Source organism: Secundilactobacillus sp. MJ173, from assembly GCF_059704265.1.
This window is the reverse complement of sequence record NZ_BAAKGN010000056.1, coordinates 13197-39461: the sequence shown is the minus strand read 5'-3', so window position 1 is coordinate 39461 and position 26265 is coordinate 13197. Positions and strand designations below refer to the sequence as shown.

The window sequence follows — 26265 nt, the reverse complement described above, 5'->3', positions numbered from 1 at the left end:
TATGAATGATGTTGACAGAAAAACTAGCATTAGAGACCTCCTTATTATATATAGTAAAGGATACTAAACGAAATAGATTAAGGTAGATTACAAATTTAATCCGAATTATTTGCAATTTAAAACGTAGTCTCCAATATTGTATTTAGTATGCCTCATAGGAATGCACTCTGATTTATGTGGCCCCCTTCAAATTGGAATTTGTAATCTAACATAAACGGCTTATTAATCACGCCTAACCGGCTCTTCAGGTTGTTTTTCAGGGTATATTTTTTCTGGATTTATTTGGGGAGTTTCAGGTGGAGTCTTTACTGGAAATCTTTGTGGTAATTGCTTTTTAGGCTTTTCTATTGGTATATGAGGAGTAATTTTGTTTGGGTGTTTTTCCAAAAGTGATATCATTAGCTATGCCTCCTTAAATTCTTCTTGAATGGAGTGTCGTCTTTTAAATCAGAGCGATGTTGATACCATTTTTCCGCTTGTTCCGTAGCAATTGAAATGGCCCGCTTATCGTCATAATTTTTTTCTTTAAGCGCATTTGCGATCTCAATAGCTTTTTTTCGAACCACTTTTTTCAAATTTTTCATTGATGGTGGGTAATTTTGTTCATTCCAAGGCATTTCAATAACCTCCATTCATATGATTTTAGATATGGAAAAGAGTATATAGATTATTTGTTATATATTAAATAAGATTACAGCATGTTGGTAAGCGTTGTCAAAAAAGTTGCTTTAGTTTCAACCGATAGTCACTAGACTCATATTTTAACTAAGAAATAGTATCCATGTAATTTGCCCCAAAAAGGTTTCTAATTATAAATTTCGAACTAGACATTGAATTATGATGATATTTTACGCTCTCATTAAAAGTGGTTAGGAACTTAGTTAGTGCTTCATTAACAGTCGCTGTCGTCCGATCTTTTAACCGGTATGCCCAAAGGAACCGTGATTTGCGATCGATTAAAGTTAATAAAACTGCCTTACTATGCCCACGAGGACCAACGACTGTATTTAGTTCAAAATCGCCGATGCGATTACGTTGATTAATCAGCATGGGACGCTGTTCAATTGATCGCCCCAAAGATTGATCATATTTGGATCGTTGGCGTACGCCATGTTCAGGTAGATCATTCAAGGAGAAACCAATTCTCCCCTGATTTAGCCAATTATAAATAGATTTAGTCGCTAGTTTAAATTCGTGAGCAATCATTCCTGGTGACCAGCTTAGACGTAAATGGTTGAGAATTTTTTGCTTTAACTCATCGCTCAGCTTAGTTTTCCGACCACATCGTGATCGCTTGTATTCGGCATCTGTTTGTGCTAATTCAGCCTGATAAGGTTGACATCGAGATAATTCATAAGAAATTGTTGACGGTGATCGGTTCAGCCGAACGCCCATTTGGATATTGGACAGCCCTAGTTCACAAAAGGTTTCGATTTTAATTCGTTCGGAATAGGTTATACTAGACAAAAGATCAGCTCCTAAAAGATGGGTTTGTGGTAAACACCATTTTAAAGGAAGCTGATCTTTTTTGTCCGAACAGCGTTCGGATTAATTTTACAATCTACCTTTTAATTAAAATCCATTGACTTTGTTTTAGAATGATTCTAAACTGTAATTGGATCATTTTTGTAAGTAGACTCACCTCATTGTTTTTCACCAATCTATTAGGAGGCTATATTTTTTATGTCGAAGACAAAAGTTATTGTTGTTGGTGCATCGCACGGCGGCCATCAGTCAGTTCTGGAACTTACTCACAAATACTCAGACCTAGATATTAAACTATTCGAAGCAGGAGATTTTATTTCTTTCATGTCCTGTGGTATGGAACTATATTTAGAAAACAGCGTAACGAATGTTAATGATGTCCGTAATTTTAAACCTGCAGATCTCGAAAAACTTGGGACAGAAGTATACGCCAATCATGAAGTGACAAAAATAAATCCAGAGAATAAGCAAGTTATCGTAAAAGACTTAAAATCCGGTAAAATACAGAGCTATGACTATGATAAATTAATTTTAAGCTCAGGCGTCACTCCAAACAATTTACCAGTTCCTGGTCATGAACTAAAAAACGTTTATTCAATGCGCGGCAAGGATTGGGCAGAGAAGATCAAAGCAAAATTATCTGACCCAAATGTCAAAAATATTACTGTTATTGGCGCGGGTTACATTGGGATTGAAGCTGCCGAGGCCAGCATCAAAGCTGGCAAAAATGTTACATTAATCGATATGATTAATCGGCCTTTGGGTAACTATCTAGATACTGAATTAACAGATATCTTATCAAAAGAATTGACCAACAAGGGAGTTCAAGTTGTCACTGGTGCTAAGATCGAAAGCTATGAAGGTCTTGAAGCAGTTTCTGCTGTTAAGACAAGCGATGCAGAATATCCGAGTGACTTGATAATTCAAGCTGCTGGAGTAAAGCCTAATACTGATTGGTTAAGGGGAACGGTTGAACTAGATAAGCGCGGGTGGATTAAAACTGACAAAGATTTGAGAACTAATCTGCCTGATGTCTACGCCATAGGTGATGCGGTATTGGCCTATTCAATTCCTGCCCAGAAGGACATGCCGATAGCTTTAGCCACGGTTGCCCGGCGCGAAGCCCGTTATGTAGCGGAACACATCTTTGAGAACACACCATCTATACCATTTTCAGGAGTAGTTGGCTCATCAGCATTAAGTGTTTTCGACTATCACTTTGCCACATCAGGTCTGAATATGACCACAGCCCAAAAGGCCGATATTGAAATTCACACATCCTTTTACAAAGACACTTTGCGTCCAGCTTATGTTCCTATGGAGAAGGGAAATACAGAGGTCTACGTAGAGCTAGATTACAATCCAAACACGCATCAACTATTAGGTGGTGCTGTATTGTCAACTTATGATATCACTGCCCAAGGTAATGTTATTTCATTAGCCATCCAACAAGGATTAAAATTGGAAGATTTGGCCGAAGCTGACTTTTTCTTCCAACCAGGCTTTGACCGACAGTGGAGCCTATTGAATTTAGCAGCCCAACATGCTCTTGGTGAACTTGAGTTTACAAAATAAAAAATTTTAAAGATCACTTACAGCTTGCTGTTTACAATCTATCATGAAACCTTTTACGGATCGGCTGCAAGACATTGCCCAAAGTATGAAGGATAGCAGCCAGCGAATTGAACGGTTGTTTGATTCGCAAACTACCCTACGTGAAGACTTTATTGCTAGTAGAAGTGAGCATAAGGTTATCAACGAACGCCTAGACAATGTTGAAGGCGATGTACGTGAACTCAAAAGTAAATAGTGCTAGGATTAAGTTAATCCTTCAAGATTGACACAACCAAATGACCACTCATCTCATTACGAGGTGGGTGGCCTTTTTTGTGTACATTCTGCTTCATTTAAACGGACAAGTATACGTCTAAAAAGTGAACGTGTCGTCTGAGAGAATAGGAGACTAATCTCCTATTCTCCTTTTTGGTTTATCATTCGAATTATATTTTCACGGTCACGGACATCTACATTTTTCTCTAGATAAATATTTGCCATCTCACGAACGAGATCATACATTTTCACATCTGTTACGTAAGAAATTGTTTTTACTAATTCGTAAACTGGAGGATCAACCTTCAGTGTCTTCCGCTGATAGCTCTTATATTTAGAAGCGTCTAAATCTCTTGAAACGTTAGCTTTTTTTTGAATGGTAACCTGCTGATTATTATTTCGCTTGATCAAAGCCACTGACAGTCATCGCCTTTCCTTTGCTTGTAAGCTTGTTACCAGTTATAAACTGATGAGCATAAGTGAAATTTTCTATATCTCCTGTATTTTCAAAGGACTTGATTCTTAATTCCAGTTCAGAGAATATATCAGCAAATAGTCCCCAAACGCGCTTGTCATGGTAATCTTCAAACTGAATTCCCTGAGCTGCATACCACTCCAATCTCGCATGGTTATTTACAATATTATTGAATACATTGTCTTTTCCAAAATATTCAATTGTTTCTTTTACGATTCTTTGATGAAGCGGACGTTTAGCCTGTAGCAAGACTGGAAGTATTCCGGCAACTTGAAAATGAACTTTATCCCCAAAATCGTCTGCTAATGTTTGAAGATATGTTAAGACAAGACGTTTAGACCCATCGAAAGCAAATTGTTGTGTTTCCTGAATAACGATAATGTAATCAGCACATACCATGGCGTTGTCAACTTTAATATCTGTCGAAGGAGGAACGTCGATAAATATGTAGTCATATCTATCTTTTATTTTGTTTACTAGCTTGCTAAGATAAAAAGTTCGATCACTTATACTGGAAAATTTATTATCAAGGAAATCTCCAAATTTTCTTGTGTCGTAATCGGAGCCAATTAAATCCAAGTTATCAGAAAGAGAAACAATCCCTTTTTCTAAGGAACCATCTTCTATACAGCTCATGAATGATTGATTAAATGTCAAAACTTGAAATGTTTTAGCTAAGAACTGTGTTGCATTTCCCTGCAAATCGGTATCTATAACTAAAACTTTTTTGTTGTAAAATGAAGAGGCAACAACAGCTTCCATGACAGTATCGGTTGTTTTTCCAACGCCGCCCTTTTGCTGAGCGTTTACAATAACATATCCCATTTGGACACCTCACTTATGTATTTAATGCAATAGTACACTTTTACATTAAATAAAACAAATTAAGGAGACTAGTGTACTAGTGTACTAATCCCCTTGTCTCCTTATACACTAAGAGATTAGGAGATAAAAGCATAAAGCTGTTAAATATAGACCTGTTTTTGTATAAAAGGGGCACTAGTACACTAGTCTCCTTGTCTCCTTTTATCCTAGTGTACTAGTCTCCTTTTAAACATTTTGAAAAAGGAGACTTTTACGATTTGCCTTTACAATTGGCATAAAAGCGTCTATTATTAGTTGTGCAATTAAAACAGAACATAAAAAAACACCCACCAACTGGAATTGGTGAGCGCCACACATAAAAGTCATATTGTTTAACGACTATTATAACATGGCCGGTGCGATTTTTAAAGCCCTAGGGGACAAGCTGGGGTCTAAATCCAAGGGGACACGTTTGCCAGTGCGACTTCAATAAGTCTGGCTATACCACAACAAGGTCATCTGTACGGCTGGGTGGTGAATGGTGAGCGCGACCATTAACGGCGCGGGTGGTAAAATGAAGCTTCGGCTTGGTGCCATTGATTAGTTGGTGATCGAACAAAAATAAATACGTATCATCAACGCCTACTAGGGCGTTTTTTAGTAGGCTAAACCGAAAACGTAGGTTTATGATGAGTGGTGGTAGCAATACCGCAATTGTACAGACAAGCGACGGGCGTTAACGACCGACGAACTAAGGGGAAACTTTTAGTTAGCAGAATTGTACTCTGGTTCAGTTATTTCAAATAGCTGTTTCCAGGGAACAATTCTGCGCTCAAAACGTCACTCCCTCTAAACTGAATGGAAAACCGTAACCCGTCAAGACAAATTCCAAAGAAAGTTGGTGGAATTGTTGAAATGTAAGGATTACATTGTTCCCTTGAATCCTGATGAACTTAATAAGAGAATAATCTACCGAAGTTCAGTCAGGATTACGAGTCGGCAAAGGAATCAAGTAAAGAGAGTCTTGCATAGCCAAGGGTATGAAGGAAAGATTGTAGGTATTCGATATACCCGTGTAAATTACAAGTATTCATTCAGAGTATTGGTGAAGTACCAAGGAAATGTGGGTCAGTTTCTAGTTAATACAAAGAATGAGACTATTCGATTTGATGGAATGGTCTAGGAAAAAACTAAGTGAATTTCACAAAGACAGTTTCCCCAATTAAAGCCAATCTAAGACCTAGACCACTTCTTTTTAAGGTGGTTTCACAAACGGAAAATAACGGAATGTGGAAGTATCGGGATAGCTGGGGGTTACTTGGGATAAGCCGCCTTATGTGAAGTAGAAATTGGTATACTAAAAAAGGCTCCCGGTTTAACACTGGAGGCCTTTTTTCTAGGTTACATATTTTGAGGATGAATGTTTTTTATCTTCGTAGCTTTTACTTGGGTGCTGTAACATGACTGCTTAGTTTTTGGTGCCGTACCCCGCAACAAATGCGGCGCTTCATTGGCATTATCTTAAATGCTAAGTACCGAGTTGAGAAAGATCACAAAGATATTGGCGTCATAATCCCACTTGATGATGAAGAACTTAAACCGCTAATGACTAAAGCCTTGAGACGCTACTTTAACGTCCTAAGAAGTAATGAGAAGCACATCAAGAACGTGGAAAATTACCTGTACGGCACCATGCAAAACCTATTTGGTGTTTGGTGGAATAAACAAGCGGCTAGAGAATATGCGGCCAAACACCCCGAAGAAGAAAAGTCGGCCGACAACGATAACAGTGGGTTGTACTACTAGTCCTAAAAGGCTGCAAAATCCTTTATAAGCGGTTTTAAGACTTACTAACATCTTTATGCTTAAGCTAGATTTAAATGGCTTAAACAGAAGAATAGGGGCTTTTAAATGAGTGCCAGAGCTACCCAGCTCAAAAATTCAGCCTTTAGATCAACGCCAAGCTCAAGTGATTTGAGGCCAGGGCTTTATCTATTGATAAGGTACTCAAAAGGTAGTATAATGGTAGTAGCAAAAGACAGGAGATGAGACAATCATGGCAGTTAAGGAAAAGAAACGGGTCCAAGTCAAGATTGATAAAGATTTGGCCGATGATACCGAAGCAGTTTTAAGCGAATTGGGCTTAAATCCAACCACGGCCATTAACATGTTTTACAAGCGGATTGTTGCTAATGGTGCTTTACCTTTTAATGCGTCTTTAAGCGAAGAAGAAAGAGCTAATTTACGCTTTTTAAAGGCGACCGAAGGGACACCAGTCACCGAGTTCAAAGACGCTAAAGAGGTCGCTGATTGGCTCAACGATCCAGATGAGGACTAATGACTTAGTCAGCCTATACGTTAGTTTTGTAGAAACTAACGGTGGCAAGTCTCGACCAGTTTTAATTCGTCGGGTATTAGAACAGACGGTCGAGGCTTTTAAAATTACTAGTCAGTATGAAAAGAAGTCGGCTTATATCAAGCAACAATATTATCCGATTCAAGATTGGCAATCCGCTGGGTTGAAGAAACCTTCCTGGGTCGATCTTGGTAATATTTATCGCTTTCCCAAAGCCGGTTTAAACTTTAAAGAAATCGGTCATTTAAGTAAGCTAGATCAAAATAAAATTTCAGATTTTACGCTTGACCTAAAATCAAAAAGAAGAGGTAAGGGTCAAAAGATAATTCAACAGCGATCAAGTAAAAGGAAGAACAAAGAAAGTAAAGCAGAGCTTACACAAAGAATTTAAAAACAGTTAAAAGACTTTGCTAAACACAATCCAGAAATTAAGCCAAAAAACAATCCTGAAAATAAAAACGATCGGCCTAGTTATTAGGTTGATCGTTTTTTAATTTATCCGGTTTATGGGCGTTAACATAGTCAGCAAATGTTTTTAAAAGTTCTTCGGTTTGTTCGACCGAGAGGTTATTAGCTTGAAAGTACTTTTCTAATAAAGCCCCTTTTTGAATTAATCGGCGAGAACGGGCTTTGCGGGCTTGCCGATTTTCATAGTATTTAGATTGGCGTAATTTAAAATCTTCCCGATCAATTTTTTGTTTTAAACGCGCTTGCTGCGCGACTAGTTTTTCATATTGATTAGACATGGAATTTCCCCATCTCGTATGGCTAATGATCTACGGACTTTACCTTTAAAAATTCAGAAAATTGCTTGGCTAAAAGCTTAATCTGATCGTTAGACAAATTAGCATAATCTAAATTGGCTTGACTGATGATTTGTTTACCTAGCCGTTGTTCAATCTTATTTTTTTCGTCCTTAATTTTTTGATTAAGGGCTTTTAATTTAGCTTCTTGTTTTTCTAAGTTACTTTGAGACATAACGATCCCTCCAATCATATTAGAAATAATCACCGAGACTATATCATATAAGAAACGTTAAGTCAAAGTATAAAATTTGAAATAGCGAAGCGGAAGGCATACACTAAGTTAAAGTTAAGAGAATCAGAAGACCGAGTGAAACGAGGCCAATGCGCACTTACACATAGAATTAATTCTATGTTGTGATAACCCATTAAAACCTGTATTAGAAGTCGCCGTTGGCGACAACAAAATCAAACCCCAAAACCCAAAGAAAGATGGTGATCGACATGGCAATTTTTCATATGAGTTTTAGTAATATTAGTGCTGGTAAAGGCCGGAGCGCAATTGCCAGTTCCGCCTATCGAAGTGGTGAAAAACTATTTGATGATAAAGAAGGACGAAGCTATTTTTATGCCCGTTCAGTTATACCAGAAAGCTTTATCTTAACCCCAAAAAATGCGCCAAAATGGGCAAATGACAGGCAGAAATTATGGAACGGGGTTGAAAAGAAAGATCGAAAATCAAACTCACGCTACGCTAAAGAGTTTAACGTCGCCTTACCGGTTGAACTAAGCGAAGATGAACAGAAAGCATTATTGACTAAATACGTGCAAGAAAACTTTGTTGATCAAGGTATGGTGGCTGATGTCGCAATTCACCGCGATCACCCAGATAATCCGCACGCCCATGTCATGTTAACGAACCGTCCCTTTAACCCAGATGGTTCTTGGGGACTTAAAGCAAAAACGAAGTACATTAAAGATGCAAATGGCAAACAACTTTTAACCAAAAGTGGGTTTCCAAAACAAAGGAAAATTTGGCTAGTTGATTGGGATAAAAAAGAAAAAATAACTGAATGGCGGCACAATTGGGCGGCTAGTGTTAATCAAGTTTTAGAGCAAAAAAATATTCCGGATCGGATCAGTGAAAAATCATTTATTGAGCAGGGAATAGATGATACACCAACCCAGCACGAAGGAATCAATAGCAAACGACACGAGCGAAAAGCATTTAACCAGCAAGTTGAAGAGCAAAGAAAGGCGCAAGCAAAGTATCATAATCTTGATCAAAAGATTAGAAATCATGAACATTTTGACGCCTTGACCGGTGAGCTTTCTTTCTCCGAAAAACACACAATTCGTGATCTAAGTCAGCAACTGAAAACCTATGTGGACTTGGAACACCTAGATGATAAAGAACGTATGCTATTCAATTGGAAAAATAGCCTCTTAATTAAACACGTGATTGGCGAAGATGTGGCTCAAAAATTACTCACGATTGATCAGCAGAGCATGTCGTTAGCACAAGCTAACCAATTGCTAAATAAAGTGGTTGATCGAGCAACTAAAAAACTCTATCCAACAGTTGATTTTGAGCAGACCACACTGGCACAAAGGCGTGAATTAATCAAAGAAACCAATAGCGAACAAACCATTTTTAAAGATAGTGAATTGACTGAACGGTTAGCGGATATTCGAAACGACTTACTGACCCAGCAATTATTAACGTTTACCAAACGTCCATATACGAGCTGGCAGCTAGTCAATCAGCAAGCCCAGACAATTGAGAAGCAATTAACCGCGGTACTAGCCAAACATGGACACCAATTGGACGATTTGAAGCATACTGATCGGGGCATGCTAGCCGATTATCAACCTAATGAGCTTGAATTCATTTCTAAAGCGATTAAAGATTTACGGGTCATTAGGGAAGTTAAAGATGTGGTTCAAACCCAATACAACAGTATTTTAATGACGGCTTTTCCTGACAGTGACTTAGATAAGTTAGATACGATTGACAAGGAACAAATCTATACAGCCGTGGTTTATTATGATCCAGAATTAAAGCCATTGAGTGTAGATGACCTTAGACAATTACAACACCAACCACCTGTGGTCTTTACTAATCAGCAACATCAGGCGGGGTTAAATTACTTATTAGGTAAAATCGAATTGCAGGACATCAAAGATCATCGCTTACAACGGGTCTTAAAACACGATGGTACCCGCCAACTATTTCTTGGTGAATGTGAGCAAGATCCTAAGTTGAATCACAAACAAATTGAAGCCGTGCAAACCCGCTTGAAACAGCAAGCAACTCTGTTTGACCAATATAAGCAAGAGCAAGTTAAACACTATCAAGCCATTAATTACCACCAGACCAGCCCTAAAAATTACCTAACTAACATTTTGGATGAAACTTTAATAACCATCTTATATGCCAAAAACTCAGATTATCTAAGAAAACAACAGTTGAGAGGGCTAAAAGAGACCGAGTGGGAAATGACCAAGAAACAGCGGCAACATCAAACGAGAAACCGGCATGAAGATGGCGGAATGCACTTGTAATCAAAATGTAAAATAAAATAGTATCAATGCACCCATTTAAGTGTTAAACTAAGGCTAAATTAAAGAAAGGAGAATCCGCATGTGACAAACAAACAAAAATGGCACAGTTTAGCACAAGCAAGTCGTGAACTAGGACATGGACGCAATTATGTTAGTGCTTGGCTGGGCAGACATAAAGAAGAATTTCCGGAAGAATTAATGCTTGGTTCTGGGAAAACCAAGTTAATATCTGATGAAGGCATAGTATGGATTAAGAAGCATATAAAAAAAGAGGGCGTCCTCGTCAGCAATAGCAGTGCTAACGGGGATCAGCACCTAGAAGTCGCAATTCTAGGTGTCACCCTCCTAATAATCCATTTTACAGGGCGGGTTAGGGGTAGTCTAGCACCTTTATGACTTTGACCTGATTATGCAATAAAGGAGGTGAGGCAATGAAAGTTGAAAGCTGGCAAGGCATTAAAGGTAAGTTAGTTCATGATGATCAAAAAGCCATTGTGGTTGATGATGACCAAGAATTAGCGGATCAGAAGCAATTGCAAGCGCGGTTGGCAAGTGATGGACGACCAATTGATGAAGCTCGGCAAGCCATGATTAAAAAGACAGTTAAACGACAATTTAAAATTGAGCCAATAAAACTTAGCGGTTGGTTTAATCGTCATCAAGATAGCCACAATGCTAAAAAAGTCGAGCAACTGGTGAGCGAAAAGCCCACTCATCAATATAAGCAGATCAAAAATGAAATGGCTTTTTTTGGAGAAAGCTTTTTAGAAGGCTTTTTGGGTTTCTATGGGTTAGAAGTCGATAACGCTTTAGGTCGATACGAACATAACTTGCACATCTTAGAAACCCAAGAGTTAGGCCAATCGGAAAAAGAATATTACTTAGCTACCAGCCAAAATGGGCGGGTTAACTTAGCAACCGATCCATTACCAAGCCAGCAAATTGCCGAGGAACAATTGGATAAGTTCTACAAGCGTGAACCCGAGCAAACGCAAGCAGAGTCAGTTCAGTTACGGTCACAAGAAGACGATGGAAAGGAGGAATAACATGAAATTCAACAGAATGAAAGCGCTAACAGTCAGTAGTGCCACCGCAATTTACTTGGGCTTGATGAACGCCCAGGTTGTCTTTGCCGCAGACGGTGGCGAAGTTAAAAGTAAGCTAACCAGCGCTGGGAAGACGATTCAAGGTATTTTAACCGGGTTGGTCGTGTTAGTTGGGATTTGTGTGGCGCTATTTATTATTATCAAAAGAATGCCTGACGCAGATGATCCGCGAGAGAAATCAGAGGTTTATCACGCGGTTGGTCGGGTGGCTGGTTTAGTGGCCTTAGCGGCAGCAATTATCTGGCTATTACCTTGGGTTTACAGTCTATTCACTTAATTTAAAAAGGGGCCTGCCAAATGAAGAAAGGTAAAGAGTTCATCTTCCCAGAAAACGTTGATAAAGACTACGGCATTTGGAAAGACTACACCTTAAAGGATTTTGGCGTAGCGGGACTGGCAGGACTAGTGGGATTGATCTTTATTGCGATCCCACCCTATGGTCTGATTTTAGTCCTGATAAAAATAGTGATTGTTGTCTTAGCCATGACGATTGTCATGGCTATTTTAACAATTAGGCCAGTTGCGGCGCGGAAGAATATTAAAGTGCGGGATAACTTTAAGTTGAAACGCCGCTATGCCAATAGCCAAAAACTGTTTTATTTAAAACCGAAGAAGCGAGGTGAACTAAATGCGTTTGAAGAAGAGCAAAACCGCCAATAAATCAGCGAAACTCGATTGGGATTACCAACCGCCTAAAATCAATGGTGGCAAAGAGACCATTGATGACATGAGCTTGGTGGTGGGTATGTATGGTAATTACGAAGTTACCAAAACGGGTAATCTCGTTGGCATTTTGGGAGTTAGTGGGATCAACCTTGATCTACTTAATGAAACCGAACAACAGGACGTCTTTGAGGACTATGGCGCGTTTCTGATGAGTACGTTGGGTGAAGGCGTTGATGACACGTTGCAGTTCTTAGAGCCAACGATTCCCGTCAATATGACGGCTTATCTCAATGGTCTCAAACGGCGGTATCTCGCACTACAAAAAGATCACCCCGAGCAACAGTTCAAAATTCAATTAATCGCCAGTTATTTGGACCACTTTACTAAAGTCCAGGAATCCAAAAACATGACGACGAAGCAACATCTGCTAATCGTTAAGGTGCCGATTAAGGACAAAAGCGTTAAAAGCTTAAACTTAGCCGTCACTCATTTAGACGAAAAGATCGAACAGGTTAAACGAGATATTGAAAATGCGTTAACGGACTTTGATGTGACGGCCAAAGTGCTGACTAGTCAAGAAGTCCAAGAAATTTTAAAGAACCTGATTAATTTCAATGGATAGGAGGGAGAAACATGAGTTTTGGTGATAAAGTCATTGATTTATTCATGCCAACTAAGAAAGAGAATAGCCAAGGCACCGGAGAGCCAACAGGTAGCAAAACCAAACCAGCGGGCGAGAATTTTACCAAACTAATTGATCGTGATAGCTTGCATTCACTGTTCCCATTCAGTTGGGAACAGTACCCCACCTACGTGCAGTCGGGTGAGAACTTTATTCGAGTATTAGCGATTGCTGACTATCCCAAGCGAGTGTACGGCAACTGGTTGTCAGAATTGAAGCGCAAAAAAGGCGTTATCGATATTGTGCAATATATCGACAGCGCCAGTAACAATTCAATGATTACCTATTACAAGAAGACGATTCAAAATAAGGAAGCACAGAAGCTCAATACGTTCGACCCGTATAAAAAGAAGATTCTGCAAAATTATATTGATTCGGCCAATATGCAACTAGATAAATACCTCGATAATTCTACCACATTTGTCTATCAACATATGCTCATTTATCTGCGGGCCAACAGTTTAGCGGAATTAGATGACTTAACCGAAAACGTTAAAAATACGCTGATTAAGCTACAAATGAAGCCCCTCGTGCCTGTTAAGGCCACCTTCCAAGCTTTTTGGTCAACCATGCCAATTAACGAGAACCTTATGGGGGATTACACCTATAAAGAAAGTAATACCGAAGTCGCCAGCAGTATGTTTCCCTTTGATGACGCCGAGATTTTGGACTTAAAGCCCAGGAGCGATATTGAAGGAGTTAACAAAGACACCAACAGTTTAATTGCCGTGGATATGTTGGATCGCAATAAGACCCTGAACCAAAATCAAGTCATTATCGGAACTTCCGGGGTCGGCAAGACCACCTATATGATTCAGAAAATTCTACGCTACGCCATTCAAGACTATCAAATCTACATTATTGATCCGGAAAACGAATATACCAAGATTGTCGATGCCCTGGGTGGGGCAGTCTTGCACTTAACTTCTAATGCGAAGTACAAAATTAACCCACTACAAATCTTTTCCGAGGAAATCCTAAGCGCTGATGAAGCAGTCACAAACCTTGATCTATTGGTCAAAGATAAGATTCAACGACTAAAGGGATTCTTTGAAGTCCTCAAAACCGGGATTACCCAAGTTGAATTGGCAATCCTTGATGATGTTGTTAAACAGGCTTATGTCAACAGTGGCGTTTTGAAATATAGCCGCTTAAAAGAGATTAAAGACGATCAGTGGCCGACCTTATCCAATGTCTATGACGAGTTGGCAAAACTAGCTGATAAGGACGCTGACAAATTCAGTCGGGTTAAAGACTTCTACTACATCTTAGGCAGTTATACCCATGGTTCTAACAGCCTATTTGATGGACACACCAACGTCAACTTAAAGGGCAAGGTCATTTCCTTTGATTTAAAACCGCTGCAAAGTGAACAGGAAGTCCAATCAGCAGCCTATCTGAATACTTTTCAATATTTGTGGGACGAAATCACGAAAGATCGGCATAGCCGCAAGAAATTGTTTGTTGACGAATTTCATTTTCTGACCTTGCACAAAGCGGCCGCTACCTTTTTCCATCAAGCCTATAAGCGCTTTAGAAAGTACAATGCCGGGGCGATTGCCGGGACGCAACAAATTCAAGATGTGATTGAAGGAACGACAGATACTGGGCAGAACATTGGTGAAGCCATTATTGGGAACTCCTATACCAAGGTATTCTTTGGCCTTGATGGTAAAGGCGTTGATGATGTGATTACGAAACTACGCATGACGTTCTCGGATAAGGAAAAGAAGTTATTAGAACGCCGTAGACAAGGTGAAGCCCTGATGATCTATGGTAGCCAACGCGCTTTTATGCGGGTGGAGCTGACCGAAGAAGAATTGCGGTTAATCGACCCAGAAGCTTACCAAGAAAAATACAACCGTGAGACCGCCACACAACCGGATTATCAAAAGCGCGTGATCCTGACACCAAGTGAAATTGACGCCTTGACCACCACCGAAGAGGAAGGAGGGACTTTAAATGAGTAAAGCAAACCAGCTATTGAATATTGAGGTTGGCACGTTCAAACGACAAGGAAACAAGTTAATCCTCGAACTCAATCACAATCAATTTCGATACGACCAATTAAGTGAGCTACACGAATTAAAGCAAGCTGATCCCAAATTCTTGCAGTTAGTCAACTTGGTTGAACAAGACCAGAAGGTCGTTTTAACTTATACCTTGCCAGATAAGGTCAAGTCACTAAAGGAATTACCCCATGAAAATAAGGCGATCCGGTCAGCGATTGCAAAGGAAATCATGAGACAGGACGTGGTCACGGATAGTCAGTACCATATTGCGTTGAACCCAGCCAATCTATGGTATTACCCAATGCGACACGTTTGGTACGCTTATCGCGCCAATGAACTCATGCCTTATGATGATAAGCACAGCAACTTAGCTAAGTACAAGGCTTTAATTCTATTTTGTTTAACGGGGACGCCATATGAACGGCTATTGAGCAACCCTAAAGAAGCCCTAGCCAAACACCCTGACGAGTATTTACAACAAGTGGCTAAAGCCACGTCGTTAGCCGAATTAAAAGAAGTGGTTAACGGCATTGAGGATTTTGTCAGTTACCACGAATGGCAAGCAGTTGAACAGAACCAGCAGAAAAACAAGCAACGTTTTTGGTTAAGTGTGGCTGGGATTGCGATTGTGGCAGTGGTGGCCGTCGGTTTAGTTCATAAAAGTGATGAACGGAAGTATCAGAGTTTGGCTAATCAGAACCAAGCCCAGGTCACGCGATTAAGATATAGCGGGAAAATTCAGACTGCTTTAAATGATCAGAAGTGGTCAGAAGCCCAAAAAGCCATGCAAAAGGCCGGGTACAGTTCAAGTAAGCAAGCCCAAACATTCCTAAAGCATAAACAATACCAGCAAGCCTTAAAGGTTGATCCAAGTCAGTTGAACAAGGTTGTTAATGCGGCTTATGCCAACCAAGATAGCAGTCAAGTGGCTGATTGGCAGTTACCAACTAAGGCGACGAGTAAGCAAAAAGATCAATTGAAACTCGAAAAAGCGATTGTTAATTATGATACCAATACGCTTAATAACCAATTATCCTTTACGACGAACGCTGATGTTTTATTGAGAATGGGACAAGCCTTCCTAGCCCATAACGATACGCAAGACGCCCAGACCGTCCAAACCAAGTTAGCCGGCGTGAACAGCCCTAAAGCTAAGTATTTAAAAGCACTGTTAAGCCTCAATTCCGCTAAGAACGAAGTTAGCGACGCGCAAAAGAAATTAGACGACGCCAATAAAATTGATGGCAGTAAAGATAAGGACAAAGACAAGAAGGTGGCTTCGGCTAAGTCGGACTTAAAGAATGCGCAAAGCGACCAATCAGCAGCGCAAAAACAAGTTGATCAAGCCAAGCAAAAAGTGGGTGATTAAATGCAGGTACTGTCGTTTGAATATAAGAAAAAGAAGTGGAAGCTGATTGCTTATATTGTGGGCGGCGCCATTCTGCTAATCGTCTTGCTAATTGCGGCAGTCACAGGTCAATTGCAAGAAAACAGTTGTGATAATTCGACTACCGCAACCCAGACCCAGCTTGATAGCAAGGACATGACGTCCAATGCTAAAAATATCTATGTGCATTGGAAACAGAAGTATGGCGCCACCCCGCAAGCGGCCGCCGGTATTTTGGGGGTGTTACAACTAGAAAGTCGGCTTGATCCAAAATCTGTTAATTCAAGTTCCGGTGCCACGGGCTTAGCCCAGTGGTTAGGTGGCCGAAAAGATAAACTGGAAGACTTAGCTCACAAAGAAAACAAACCAGCCACAAATCTCGGAGTGCAATTAGATTATCTCGACCAAGAATTGAACAGTAGTTACTATGCGTCAAATAAGAAGATATTCAAATACACGGACGTGCACAAAGCGACCAAAGACTGGTTGATGGATTTTGAGGGCATGAGCAAAAACCCGGAGCAATGGTATTTAAGCCAAAGATACGGTTATGCCGATCACTGGTATTCCGTGTTTGGTGCCAGTGATCCAGTAGCGGGCAATACCTTAGACAACGCGAGTTCCGGAGATCTGACCGAGCTAGGTTGTGATAGTGACCCGAGTTATTCCGGCGGTAGTATCGTCAAAAACGCGGAAAGCATGAAGGGGGACTTCTACTATGTGCAAACGCACCCCAGCCCCGATTTAGGCAGTGATTTAAAGAATCCCAGCAAAACTGGTGGCACGGATTGTTCGGGCTTTGTCTGGTTAGCGCTTAATAAAGCTGGTTACAAGGTACCGGCCAACATGGGCTGGTTTACCGGCACGATGGCTAGTGACGCCAAGGGCAGCCATCAATACTTGAAACAGATCAGTGAAAATGACGCGAAAGCCGGCGATATTGTGATTGTCAATCAAGGCGCCGGCGCGGGAAACAACGGCCATACGGCCATTCTGTTAGGCAAATGGCAAGGCAAAGCCACCAAGATTATTGAGCAAGGTGGGACAGGCGACAAGGTTAATGAAAGCACCTTTGGCACCGCCTTTTATAGCTTACTAAGTGGTGGTGATGTGACGTTAGCCCGGCCAATCAAGAAGTAAGGAGGGAGAAACAAATGAAGCGGAGCATGGTTTTAAGTATTGTGATTGGTAGCTTGATCTTAGTTCTGTCATTAGGGGCGAATGCCTATCAACATAGTCAAGTTAAACAGGCGCAACAGCAGATCACGCGCTTACAACAACAGAAGCGACAAGTTAGTCAGCAATTGACTAAAACCAACCAACAAAAGCAGTTATTGAGCACCCAAATTGACAGTTATAAGACCTACCAAAATAATAAAGACAAAAGTCCGGCTGAACTTAGCTTTAATACGGTGGTCACCAAGTTCTTTGATGTCATGAATAACTTTAAGCCCAAGACCTACGGTCAGCGTAAAAATGGCGTGAAAGACTTGATTTCCGACAAGCTCTATCAGCAATACTTTGCCAATAAAGGGACTTATGGCGATAGCAATAGTGTTTCAGCCAAGTTAAACCAACTGAATCTGTATACACAAAGTAAGCAGGGGCAAAACATGAAAGGCTTGGCGGTTGTTAGTTACCAAAGTAAGAGTGGCGACAACGACTGGCAAAAGGCGACGGTACTTTATCAAGTGACTTTCGATACCACCACGGATCGAATCACCGCGGTCCAAAATTTAGGTAGTAGCTTTAAAGCCAGTGACCTTAATTAAACGGGTTGGTAAAGCCCTAGCGGTAATCGTGGTGGTTTTAGCCGTTAGCGGGTTTGCTGGTCATCAATATGTCAACCACGTGGAAAAACAGCGACCGGTCATGACATTAGCTAAGTACCCTAAAAAAGTGTTGTTCTTCTATCGCGATGATTGCCCGGATTGTCAATCCATTTTTCACCGAATCTATTGGCACAACGCAATTAGTCATAACGTTATTTTTATCAACATGAATCAGCCGCAGAATCGCCATTACATTCAGAAGTATCAACTAACGTCGGTGCCAACCTTGATCCATTGCAAGCAACGGTACTCCGGAACCAACCAACAAAAGATTAAACAGATTGTAGGTGATTAGATGAAAAGTAAACTCTTAAATGCCGTTAAAGCTAGTTGGCCGTATCTACTAACGCTAATCATTGGCTTGTATTTAGCGGAGATTTTAGCTGGCTCTGTCATGGCCTTGTCGCGCTATAAACTAACTTTTGCCGATCATATGCCAACCGTATTAAAACAATTAGCCTTACACCCTTGGCACTATTACAACTTGTATTTAGGCCAAAAAAATCCGGTATTAATTATTGTCAGTGTGGCGGTGATCCTGTATACCATCTACTTTGCCTTGAAGCGAAACAGTAAGCACAAGGCTTGGGAAACAGCCGATACTGAAACTCACGGGAGCGCAACGTGGGGGAATTTAAAAGAATTGAGTGACCATTACTTTAGTATCAATACTAAAGACCTCACCACAGCATTTAACAAGAGTACCAAGGCCGAAATTCTCAAATCATTAGTGGATCGAAAAAAGTCAGCGAAAGGGGGAGATTAACATGAATGGCACAATTTTAGGAATCGTGGATAAGCAGGTTGTTTATCAGAACAACTCAACCAAACCAAATCGGAATATCTTTGTGGTTGGGGGCCCAGGATCGTATAAGACCCAGTCAGTCGTCATTACCAACCTGTTTAATGAAACGGAGAACAGTATTGTCGTCACCGATCCGAAAGGTGAATTATACGAAAAAACGGCCGGGGTTAAGTTAGCCCAAGGTTATCAAGTCCATGTCGTAAACTTTGCCAATATGGCACATAGTGACCGTTACAATCCCTTTGACTATATTCAACGGGATATTCAAGCCGAAACCGTCGCCACTAAGATCGTCCAGAGTGAAAATGCCGAAGGTAAAAAAGATGTGTGGTTCAGTACCCAACGGCAACTTTTGAAGGCACTAATCCTGTTTGTCATGAACCACCGGTCACCAGAGCAACGAAATTTGGCGGGCGTAACGCAAGTCTTACAAGAAAATGACGTCGAGGCCGAAGAAAAGGGCGCAGATAGTCCGCTAGATACCTTGTTTCTTGATCTAACTATGACTGATCCAGCGAGACGCGCTTATGAGTTAGGTTTCAAAAAGGCGAAAGGGGAAATGAAAGCCAGTATTATTGAGAGCTTACTGGCAACCATTTCGAAGTTTGTCGATCAAGAAGTGGCCGACTTTACCAGCTTTTCAGATTTTGATTTAAAAGAGATTGGCAATGCTAAGGTTGTCCTGTACGTGATTATCCCGGTGATGGATAACACTTACGAAAGCTTCATCAATCTGTTTTTCTCACAATTGTTTGATGAATTATACAAATTAGCCGCCGATCATCACGCTAAATTGCCCCATCAAGTTGACTTTATCCTTGATGAATTTGTCAATTTAGGGAAGTTTCCGAAGTATGAAGAGTTCCTGGCAACTTGCCGGGGGTACGGTATTGGTGTGACGACCATTTGTCAGACCTTAACCCAGCTACAAGCCTTGTACGGCAAGGATAAAGCCGAAAGTATCTTAGGGAATCATGCCGTTAAAATCTGCTTGAATGCCGCTAACGACGTGACCGCTAAATACTTTAGTGATCTGTTAGGAAAATCAACCGTGAAAGTCGAAACGGGAAGTGAGAGTACCAGTCATAGTAAGGAAGAAAGCCATAGTAAGAGCGATAGTTACAGCTATACGAGCCGTTCCCTGATGACGCCCGACGAAATCATGCGTATGCCCGAAGATCAGAGCTTATTAATCTTTAGTAATGCGCGGCCAGTCAAAGCTACAAAAGCGTTCCAATTTAAACTATTTCCTGGCGCTGATCATTTAGTTAACTTGTCACAGAACGAGTATCAAGGCCAACCAGAAGCCAGCCAAGAAACCAATTTTAAGAATAAGGTAGATAAGTGGAATCAGACAGTTAAAGCACGGCACCAAGCCAAAAAAGACGATCAGACAACTGATGATGAAGAAGACAAGTTGCAGGACAACATCGATCAAGAATTAGAGACTAGACATAAGAAAATGCTGGGATAAGGATTATAGAAGGAGAGTAACTTATGAAATCATATAGGAAATATATAATCGCTGTAATGACAGTATTGTTGATTGCTATTGGTCTAACTGCTTGTGGGAAGTCTACAGCGCAAGACTTGCAAAGTCATCAATGGACGTTTGCTTCCAGTAAAGATAATGGTACGGCCACTACTGCAAAATTCTCTAAAGAAAACCTAACTCTGTCCCAGGCGGGATTTAGCGAGGTATACAGTTACAAACTGACTAAGCGAAACGGTGATGAACAGATTAAGTTCGTTGGTAAAAATAGTGTTTCAGGCAGCACAGAAACACGCTTGTTTAAGATTAAAAAGCAGTCAGACAAATATAAACTAACACCAATTAATACACTGGCTAAAAGCGATACTGGTACGGTATCACTCATTTCCAAATAGACAAAGGAGGGATTTAAAATGACAAATATCATTCAATCAGCCATTTCACACTTTTTCGAATGGCTCTTGTCTGGACTATTGGACGGCTTATTCAATATCTGTAAGGCAATCATTGACCAAGCCAACCAAAGTTTACCGATTGTTAAAACGTGGTATGCCATCTTCTTGTCATTTGCGACATCGTTAGTTGTTGTGGTTGTACTTGGTCGCATTGTGATGACAATTCTAAAAGAAGCAGACGAAAGTACCGATGTTACTTGGGCCAATATTATTATGGACGGGATTAAATCAGCGGCTGTGATCCCAGTGTTCGTGTTCTTACAAGGCTTTATTCAAAGTTCAATTACCTTTCCGCTCCTAAAGTATATGTTTAGTTCTGATCAGAAATTCACGGCCAAATCGATTACTGGCATGAATAAAGTTCCTGGGCTAAAAGATGTTGGCATTTCGCTACCCTTACAGATTTTATTTCTACTAATCTTCACTGTCGTAACCGTCGTGTTCTTTATCAAAATGTGTGTGTTTGTGGCTGATATGGCTTGGTATAACCTGACGATTCCTTTAGCGGCAATGAGCATGGCGACTGAAAGCTTTGATTATAGTGGCACGTGGTGGAAGAAGTACATTTATTACAATGCGTCCATTATTAGCCAGGTGCTTTGTATGTCACTATCAGTCTGGTGTTTCACTAATATGGCAAAGTATGGGTTTATTGCCTTTATAGCTTCAATCGGATTCGGTTTCCTGGTGGTCAAAACACCTGACGCCGTTAAAGACTTTTGGGCTTCAACCGGTGTGACTAAAAGTGCTGGTATGGGCGCTATGAGAATGTTTCAAAATTATTTCCGTAATCACTAGGAGGGATACGTAGTTATGAAAAAAATCGCACACTGGTTATTGGAAAAAGCCAAAAAAGATATGCGAACCGACCCTTTTGCAACACCTTCACGGCGGACTAAGTTGTCTTACTATTTTGATAACTTAGTTAGCATGGTCTTCTATATAATGGGAATTTACCTCATGTTAATGGATTTATACCAAGAGCTTTTCACGGCGAACCATACCGATTTTTTAGGAACTGCGCTAATGGCCTTAGTTTTACTGCTGGGTGGCTTATTATTCCGTTGGTCAGCCTATGCAGATCTCAAAGCCATCAACCGGTATCAACATTATTTGAAGCAACAATCGATAGTGCAACAACAAGAATTGCGACGTGAAACTTGGTTGAAAGCGGCTGAACAAGGTAAAACAGAATTAGAACGGAAGCTTAATCGCAAGGAGTGAACGAATATGACCACTGTTATCTTAGCTGAAAAACCTAGTCAGGCCCGTTCATACGTTCAAGCCTTTCAAAAGAGCACAAAAAAACAGGGTTACTATACGGTTAGCGACCCTGTCTTGCCCGCAAATACGCTTGTCACGTATGGTCTCGGACATTTAGTTGAACTAGCCACACCGGATAAGTACGATCAGAAATATCAGCAATGGGCCTTATCTAATTTACCGATTTTCCCCGATAAATACAAGTTTGAAGTGGCAGCTAGTAAAAAAGCCCAATTCAAGATTGTTAAAGACTTATTAACGAAAGCCGATACGATTATCGTCGCTACTGATAGTGGCCGAGAGGGTTCTAATATCGCCTGGTCGATCATGAACCAAGCCCATATTGATGTTACAAAGAAAACGATTAAACGTCTTTGGTTAAATAGTTTGGAAAAAGACGCCATTATTACCGGCTTTAAAAATCTTGGTGATTGGCACAAAGACTATTTGGCTTATAAAGAAGCCCAAACCCGTCAAATTAGTGATTGGTTGATCGGTATGAATGGCAGTCCTTTATATACTTTATTATTGAGACAAAATGGGGTGCGTGGGGTGTACTCAATTGGTCGCGTACAGACGCCAACTTTGTATATGGTCTATCAAAGAGATCAACTCATCAAAAACTTTAAGCCCGAACCCTATTTTGAACTGAATGCGGAAATTTTAGCTAATCGGCAAAAATTCGAGGCAAAATTAGACCCTTATCAGCGGTTTAAAGACGAATCAGGGCTAATGACATTTATGCAGGCTAAACACGTTCAGAAAGGCTCACAGGCCGGTTTAATCAAGAACGTCCAAAAGCAAGGCAAAAAGCGTGCTAGTCCGCAACTATTCTCGCTATCCAGTCTGCAAAGTGCCATGAATAAACGGTATCACGCCAGTGCCAGCCAAACCTTAGCGGCCATTCAAAGTTTGTACGAAGACAAACTGCTTAGTTATCCACGAACCGATTGTGCTTATATCACTGATGAAGAATTTGCGTATTTAGTGGCTAATCTGACGAAGTATCTGGGTTTAGTCTCTAAGCAAGTCTCTTTAACTAATACCACGCCGAATAAGCGCTATGTCAACGTTCAAAAGGTCGAAGAACATTATGCCATTATCATGACTAAAGTTGTGCCGACGAAAGAGAAATTAGCCAGCTTGCCCAAAATCCAGCAACAAGTCTATGATTTGGTGTTACGAACCACGTTAGCAATGTTTGCTGATCCTTACGAATACGAGGAAACCACTATTATCACCCAGGTTGGCGACGCTAATTTTAAAGCAACCGGGAAGGTGCCAACTAAGCCAGGTTGGCAGGCTTTATTTGATGAAAACAAAGCCGACCAGCAAGCCGCCGCCACCTTACCGCTGGTTCATCAAGGCGATCAAGTCCAAGCCAACCTGCAAACGCCGCAAAAAGAAACAACACCACCGGTACCCTTTACCGAAGGTACCCTGATTACGGCAATGAAGACGGCCGGTAAAACGCTTGATGATGAAGAAGCCCAGGCAATTCTCAAAGATGTACAAGGCATTGGGACAAGTGCGACCCGGGCGAATGTGCTCGAAGTGTTGAAGAAACGCGGCTATCTCGTCACTGAAAAAAATAAACTGCACGTCAGTGAAGCCGGAATTACTTTATGCAAAGCGGTTGAACTCGAACCATTGCTGACTAGTCCGGAAATGACAGCTAAATGGGAAAAAGCGTTACAACAAATCAGTACCGAAGAACGCCCCCCAGCTAACTTTTTAAGTCAAATTAGGAAGTTTGTGTCTAAATTAATTGCTGATGTACCGACCCAATTAGCAGGAAATTCAGCGATCAAACAACAGATTAACCACCAGCAGCAGGCACAAAAATCCGCCGAGGTCTTCTTAGAAACCCCACAAGCCACCGTGTTAAATAAACAAAAGTTTTACATTGTAAAGCCCAAACAAGGGGAAGACTTTACCTTACCCAAGAAATGGAGCAGTAAGACCCTCGGTAAGACCGCAATTAAAGCGTTGGTCACTAAAGGGGAAACCAGCAAATTAAAGGGGTTCAAAAGCAAAAAAGGGAAGTCATTTGCGGCCAAGTTAAAGCTTGACGGCCATAAATTAAGTTTTGACTTTGATTAGACCTTACCTACCGCCTTCCACGACGTTCCAGTTGGTGAACCCGTCATTTAGGATTACTTTTACAGACCAAAAGTAATCTTAAACAACGGGTGAGATTAGCAAAGCAAAGGAGATTATCAAATGAACAATGAATTAGCAGTCACTGGTAGCGAATTACCCGTTTTGCAGACTAAAGAAACCTACAAGTATTTAAAAGAAATCACTGGTAATGGCGCTTATTATCAAGTCGCTTGGCAAAAATTAGCCGACGGCTACGTCGCTCTTTATGGCACAACCCCGATTCAAATAAGATCGGTACCAACCCTGAACGATATTTTTGAAGATGAGGAGGGGTAGACAATGCCAAGTAAAGCCGACGTTAAAGCCTGGAAGGCGCAACTAGTTGCCCAAGCTGAACAGCAAATTCTAAAATTAACTGATAGTGACCGATTTAAACAGTATCTTAATACCCTGGCGAAATTCCACCAATACAGTGCTAGAAACATTGATTTAATCTATGCTCAAAATCCGCAAGCGACCCAAGTCGCAGGCTTTAAACAATGGCAGACTGATTTTAACCGCACCGTTAATAAGGGGGCTAAGGCCATTCGAATTGCTGCCCCGATTATTAAGAAATTAACCCCCGCTGATCAAAAGCGACTTGATACCACCGACGAACGTGCCATTGTCGGTTATCGTTATCTGCCCATCTTCGATATATCACAAACTAGTGGTGACCCAGTCCTAAGTGCTAAAGATTTTGTCAAAGAAAACTTGGCCGATCATCAGAATGTGACGAGCTTGTATAACGCGTTCAAAGATTATTTAAACCAACAAACCGATCTGCAAGTCAGTGAGGCACCCTTAGCGAAACTAAATGGAGCTAAAGGGTACTTTCAACCTTGCACTAATAGAATCGTCATTGGTGGTGATGAACCTGACAATGCCCTAAAATTAAAGACGTTGTATCACGAATATGCGCATAGTCAGCTACATGGGTTAAAAGCAGCTTTTAAAGATCGCCCACGAGCCTATCAGGAAACCCAAGCCGAAGCGGTCGCATATGTTGCCATGCAAAATATTGGCGTTGATACCAGTAACTACTCACTTGGTTATGTGGCTACCTGGGCTAAAGATAAAGCCGTGATCCATAGTGCTTTGAGTGAGATCCAGCAAGTGAGCAACAAAGTGATTGCGCTTAGTGACGGGTTAACCAAACAATTAGGCTTACAGGAAGCGCAAAAAGATCCTGAACATGACCTCAAAAAGCGATCAGCCCAGGAACTTAATCAGTCGTATCAAGCCTTGCAACAACAAATTAAGCAAGCGACTAATCCACAACAGAAATCAGAACTGAAAAACCAGTTAAATGCTGTGCACCAAGAAATCAGTGAGCGAACGCAAAAGCAGCTGAAAGCATTTGCTGAAGAAAATCCAGAAATTAAACAACCAGATTCTGAACCCGATCAAAGCCTAAAACGTTAGCCAGTTTTTAAGGGACATGCTATAATGTAATAGAAAAAGGAAGCCCTGCTGAAGACAGGACTTCCCATGCAAGCCGCTTCAAAGGCGGTGGCATAATTACAAAACTATATTAATGTCGTCCCGTAACTCGCCAAAGTTATAATCGGGGCGGCTTTTTTATTTGTGGTGCTTGTCGATATAGCTGAGTAGCGCGATTAAAAACGTGCCAAACAGCAACATCAACGAGAGTGTCTGGAAGACGCTCATTGACTGTGAAACCTTCCTGAAGATTATTCCATGTTCCCATGGGCCTCACCTCGCAAGGGAAAAGACAGCCACCGTCCTTAAAACTTCCTGCGTAATCCATTATACAGGTGAATTAAGTATCGACCAAGCACAATAAAAATTAAGTCAGGGGTTTTCTTAGGATCCTAAATTTGATCAAATTAAGAATCAGCAAAATATCTTTTGTAGATACCCTTTTTTTAGTTCTTGGAGTTTTTCAAGCTTACGCTGATGAAGGGTGATGAGGTTGTCGAGTTGCTGGAAAAAGGTGCCGATTTTTTGTTGTTCAGATAGTTGCGGAACTATAATTTTTAAGTTCTGATACTCTTGAGCATTTACTCCAGGCTGTCCTGAACGCATTGAAGTAACTGTAATAAACTTATTATATTTATCTGTAAATGTATTTTGAAAAACAAATTCAGCCCCAAATTGCAAGAACAAATTAGCCACACGATAAATCCTATTAAATCAGTATT

At 40.7% G+C, this 26265-nt stretch carries 30 protein-coding genes and 3 pseudogenes; 24 read left to right on the top strand and 9 right to left on the bottom strand.

Features of this window, described 5'->3' with window-relative positions:
• Positions 1-222 precede the first annotated feature (222 nt).
• From AC6H04_RS08270 to AC6H04_RS08260, 3 genes and pseudogenes are all read right to left on the bottom strand, one after another.
• The gene (locus AC6H04_RS08270) at positions 223-399 is read right to left on the bottom strand and encodes a hypothetical protein (RefSeq protein WP_154590010.1); all 177 of its coding nucleotides are present in this window, start codon (positions 397-399) and stop codon (positions 223-225) included.
• Positions 399-617, bottom strand: coding sequence for a DUF2188 domain-containing protein (locus AC6H04_RS08265; RefSeq protein WP_010579558.1), 219 nt, complete (start codon positions 615-617; stop codon positions 399-401). The genes AC6H04_RS08270 and AC6H04_RS08265 overlap by 1 nt, the downstream gene beginning before the upstream one ends.
• A 232-nt stretch (positions 618-849) precedes the next feature.
• Positions 850-1467, bottom strand: a pseudogene (locus AC6H04_RS08260) (IS30 family transposase); the annotation flags it as partial.
• Positions 1468-1683: 216 nt separating this feature from the next.
• Here AC6H04_RS08260 and AC6H04_RS08255 point away from each other — a divergent pair.
• The gene (locus AC6H04_RS08255; RefSeq protein WP_497571213.1) at positions 1684-3060 is read left to right on the top strand and encodes an FAD-dependent oxidoreductase; all 1377 of its coding nucleotides are present in this window, start codon (positions 1684-1686) and stop codon (positions 3058-3060) included.
• Between the two features lie 43 nt (positions 3061-3103).
• Positions 3104-3295: a hypothetical protein gene (locus AC6H04_RS08250; RefSeq protein WP_087717425.1), complete on the top strand. Its 192-nt coding sequence runs from the start codon at positions 3104-3106 to the stop codon at positions 3293-3295.
• Positions 3296-3456: 161 nt separating this feature from the next.
• Here AC6H04_RS08250 and prgO read toward each other — a convergent pair whose 3' ends face one another.
• Complete coding sequence (gene prgO / locus AC6H04_RS08245) at positions 3457-3732, bottom strand: DNA segregation protein PrgO (RefSeq protein ID WP_060416928.1); 276 nt, start codon at positions 3730-3732, stop codon at positions 3457-3459.
• Positions 3710-4615 (bottom strand): ParA superfamily DNA segregation protein PrgP, encoded by a 906-nt coding sequence (gene prgP, locus AC6H04_RS08240; protein ID WP_060416927.1) that lies wholly within the window; start codon positions 4613-4615, stop codon positions 3710-3712. The genes prgO and prgP overlap by 23 nt, the downstream gene beginning before the upstream one ends.
• Before the next feature lie 1443 nt (positions 4616-6058).
• On the opposite strand from prgP, the pseudogene AC6H04_RS08235 reads away from it, so the two are divergent.
• The 3 genes and pseudogenes from AC6H04_RS08235 to AC6H04_RS08225 all read left to right on the top strand — a co-directional run.
• Positions 6059-6400: pseudogene (locus AC6H04_RS08235) on the top strand (replication initiator protein A); the annotation flags it as partial.
• 250 nt (positions 6401-6650) lie between these two features.
• Complete coding sequence (locus AC6H04_RS08230) at positions 6651-6932, top strand: type II toxin-antitoxin system RelB/DinJ family antitoxin (RefSeq protein ID WP_002819873.1); 282 nt, start codon at positions 6651-6653, stop codon at positions 6930-6932.
• Positions 6922-7428, top strand: a pseudogene (locus AC6H04_RS08225) (hypothetical protein). Before AC6H04_RS08230 ends, AC6H04_RS08225 begins: the two are co-directional and overlap by 11 nt.
• Here AC6H04_RS08225 and AC6H04_RS08220 read toward each other — a convergent pair.
• Together AC6H04_RS08220 and AC6H04_RS08215 are read right to left on the bottom strand one after the other, a co-directional pair.
• On the bottom strand, positions 7418-7696 hold the full coding sequence (locus tag AC6H04_RS08220) for a hypothetical protein (RefSeq protein WP_089109990.1): 279 nt from the start codon (positions 7694-7696) through the stop codon (positions 7418-7420). The pseudogene AC6H04_RS08225 and the gene AC6H04_RS08220 sit on opposite strands and share 11 nt — an antisense overlap.
• Positions 7697-7718: 22 nt before the next feature.
• Positions 7719-7946 (bottom strand): hypothetical protein, encoded by a 228-nt coding sequence (locus tag AC6H04_RS08215; RefSeq protein WP_003555660.1) that lies wholly within the window; start codon positions 7944-7946, stop codon positions 7719-7721.
• A 251-nt stretch (positions 7947-8197) separates the two neighbouring features.
• Between AC6H04_RS08215 and mobQ the strand changes: the two genes are divergently transcribed.
• The 19 genes from mobQ (at position 8198) to AC6H04_RS08120 (ending at position 25525) form a co-directional block, all read left to right on the top strand.
• On the top strand, positions 8198-10258 hold the full coding sequence (gene mobQ / locus AC6H04_RS08210) for a MobQ family relaxase (RefSeq protein WP_497571212.1): 2061 nt from the start codon (positions 8198-8200) through the stop codon (positions 10256-10258).
• 81 nt (positions 10259-10339) lie between these two features.
• Positions 10340-10654: a hypothetical protein gene (locus AC6H04_RS08205; RefSeq protein WP_089109992.1), complete on the top strand. Its 315-nt coding sequence runs from the start codon at positions 10340-10342 to the stop codon at positions 10652-10654.
• Positions 10655-10689: 35 nt separating this feature from the next.
• A complete protein-coding gene (locus AC6H04_RS08200) occupies positions 10690-11304 on the top strand; it encodes a hypothetical protein (RefSeq protein ID WP_072540917.1) in 615 nt (204 codons plus the stop codon).
• A gap of 1 nt (position 11305) precedes the next feature.
• Positions 11306-11641 (top strand): CagC family type IV secretion system protein, encoded by a 336-nt coding sequence (locus AC6H04_RS08195; protein WP_089109993.1) that lies wholly within the window; start codon positions 11306-11308, stop codon positions 11639-11641.
• Between the two features lie 20 nt (positions 11642-11661).
• Positions 11662-12024: a hypothetical protein gene (locus AC6H04_RS08190; RefSeq protein WP_060599176.1), complete on the top strand. Its 363-nt coding sequence runs from the start codon at positions 11662-11664 to the stop codon at positions 12022-12024.
• Positions 11993-12652 (top strand): TrsD/TraD family conjugative transfer protein, encoded by a 660-nt coding sequence (gene trsD, locus AC6H04_RS08185; RefSeq protein WP_060599177.1) that lies wholly within the window; start codon positions 11993-11995, stop codon positions 12650-12652. Before AC6H04_RS08190 ends, trsD begins: the two co-directional genes overlap by 32 nt.
• 11 nt (positions 12653-12663) lie before the next feature.
• Positions 12664-14682, top strand: coding sequence for a VirB4 family type IV secretion system protein (locus tag AC6H04_RS08180; protein WP_497571211.1), 2019 nt, complete (start codon positions 12664-12666; stop codon positions 14680-14682).
• Positions 14675-16093, top strand: coding sequence for a conjugal transfer protein (locus AC6H04_RS08175; protein ID WP_089109996.1), 1419 nt, complete (start codon positions 14675-14677; stop codon positions 16091-16093). Before AC6H04_RS08180 ends, AC6H04_RS08175 begins: the two co-directional genes overlap by 8 nt.
• Positions 16094-17251: a phage tail tip lysozyme gene (locus tag AC6H04_RS08170; protein WP_089109997.1), complete on the top strand. Its 1158-nt coding sequence runs from the start codon at positions 16094-16096 to the stop codon at positions 17249-17251. It abuts the gene before it with no gap.
• A gap of 14 nt (positions 17252-17265) precedes the next feature.
• Entirely contained in the window at positions 17266-17883 is a 618-nt protein-coding gene (locus tag AC6H04_RS08165) for a hypothetical protein (RefSeq protein WP_497571210.1), read from the top strand.
• Positions 17870-18238, top strand: a complete 369-nt coding sequence (locus AC6H04_RS08160) for a thioredoxin family protein (protein WP_089109999.1) — start codon at positions 17870-17872, stop codon at positions 18236-18238. Before AC6H04_RS08165 ends, AC6H04_RS08160 begins: the two co-directional genes overlap by 14 nt.
• The gene (locus AC6H04_RS08155; protein WP_089110000.1) at positions 18239-18709 is read left to right on the top strand and encodes a conjugal transfer protein; all 471 of its coding nucleotides are present in this window, start codon (positions 18239-18241) and stop codon (positions 18707-18709) included. It begins immediately after the preceding gene.
• 1 nt (position 18710) lies between these two features.
• Positions 18711-20222 carry a VirD4-like conjugal transfer protein, CD1115 family gene (locus AC6H04_RS08150; RefSeq protein WP_089110001.1) on the top strand — a complete coding sequence of 504 codons (1512 nt, stop codon included), beginning with the start codon at positions 18711-18713 and terminating at the stop codon, positions 20220-20222.
• A 23-nt stretch (positions 20223-20245) separates the two neighbouring features.
• A complete protein-coding gene (locus tag AC6H04_RS08145; protein WP_089110002.1) occupies positions 20246-20635 on the top strand; it encodes a hypothetical protein in 390 nt (129 codons plus the stop codon).
• Between the two features lie 18 nt (positions 20636-20653).
• A complete protein-coding gene (locus tag AC6H04_RS08140) occupies positions 20654-21493 on the top strand; it encodes a conjugal transfer protein TrbL family protein (protein ID WP_054757442.1) in 840 nt (279 codons plus the stop codon).
• 15 nt (positions 21494-21508) lie between these two features.
• A complete protein-coding gene (locus AC6H04_RS08135; RefSeq protein ID WP_089110003.1) occupies positions 21509-21919 on the top strand; it encodes a hypothetical protein in 411 nt (136 codons plus the stop codon).
• A 6-nt stretch (positions 21920-21925) separates the two neighbouring features.
• Positions 21926-24061 carry a DNA topoisomerase III gene (topB, locus tag AC6H04_RS08130; protein ID WP_497571209.1) on the top strand — a complete coding sequence of 712 codons (2136 nt, stop codon included), beginning with the start codon at positions 21926-21928 and terminating at the stop codon, positions 24059-24061.
• A gap of 120 nt (positions 24062-24181) precedes the next feature.
• The gene (locus AC6H04_RS08125) at positions 24182-24397 is read left to right on the top strand and encodes a hypothetical protein (protein ID WP_089110005.1); all 216 of its coding nucleotides are present in this window, start codon (positions 24182-24184) and stop codon (positions 24395-24397) included.
• Positions 24398-24400: 3 nt separating this feature from the next.
• Entirely contained in the window at positions 24401-25525 is a 1125-nt protein-coding gene (locus AC6H04_RS08120; RefSeq protein WP_497571208.1) for an ArdC-like ssDNA-binding domain-containing protein, read from the top strand.
• A gap of 156 nt (positions 25526-25681) precedes the next feature.
• On the opposite strand, the gene AC6H04_RS08115 is transcribed toward AC6H04_RS08120, so the two are convergent.
• Together AC6H04_RS08115 and AC6H04_RS08110 are read right to left on the bottom strand one after the other, a co-directional pair.
• Complete coding sequence (locus AC6H04_RS08115; RefSeq protein WP_222843308.1) at positions 25682-25744, bottom strand: putative holin-like toxin; 63 nt, start codon at positions 25742-25744, stop codon at positions 25682-25684.
• Positions 25745-25957: 213 nt separating this feature from the next.
• Positions 25958-26239 carry a restriction endonuclease subunit S gene (locus AC6H04_RS08110; RefSeq protein WP_497571207.1) on the bottom strand — a complete coding sequence of 94 codons (282 nt, stop codon included), beginning with the start codon at positions 26237-26239 and terminating at the stop codon, positions 25958-25960.
• Between the last annotated feature and the right edge of the window lie 26 nt (positions 26240-26265).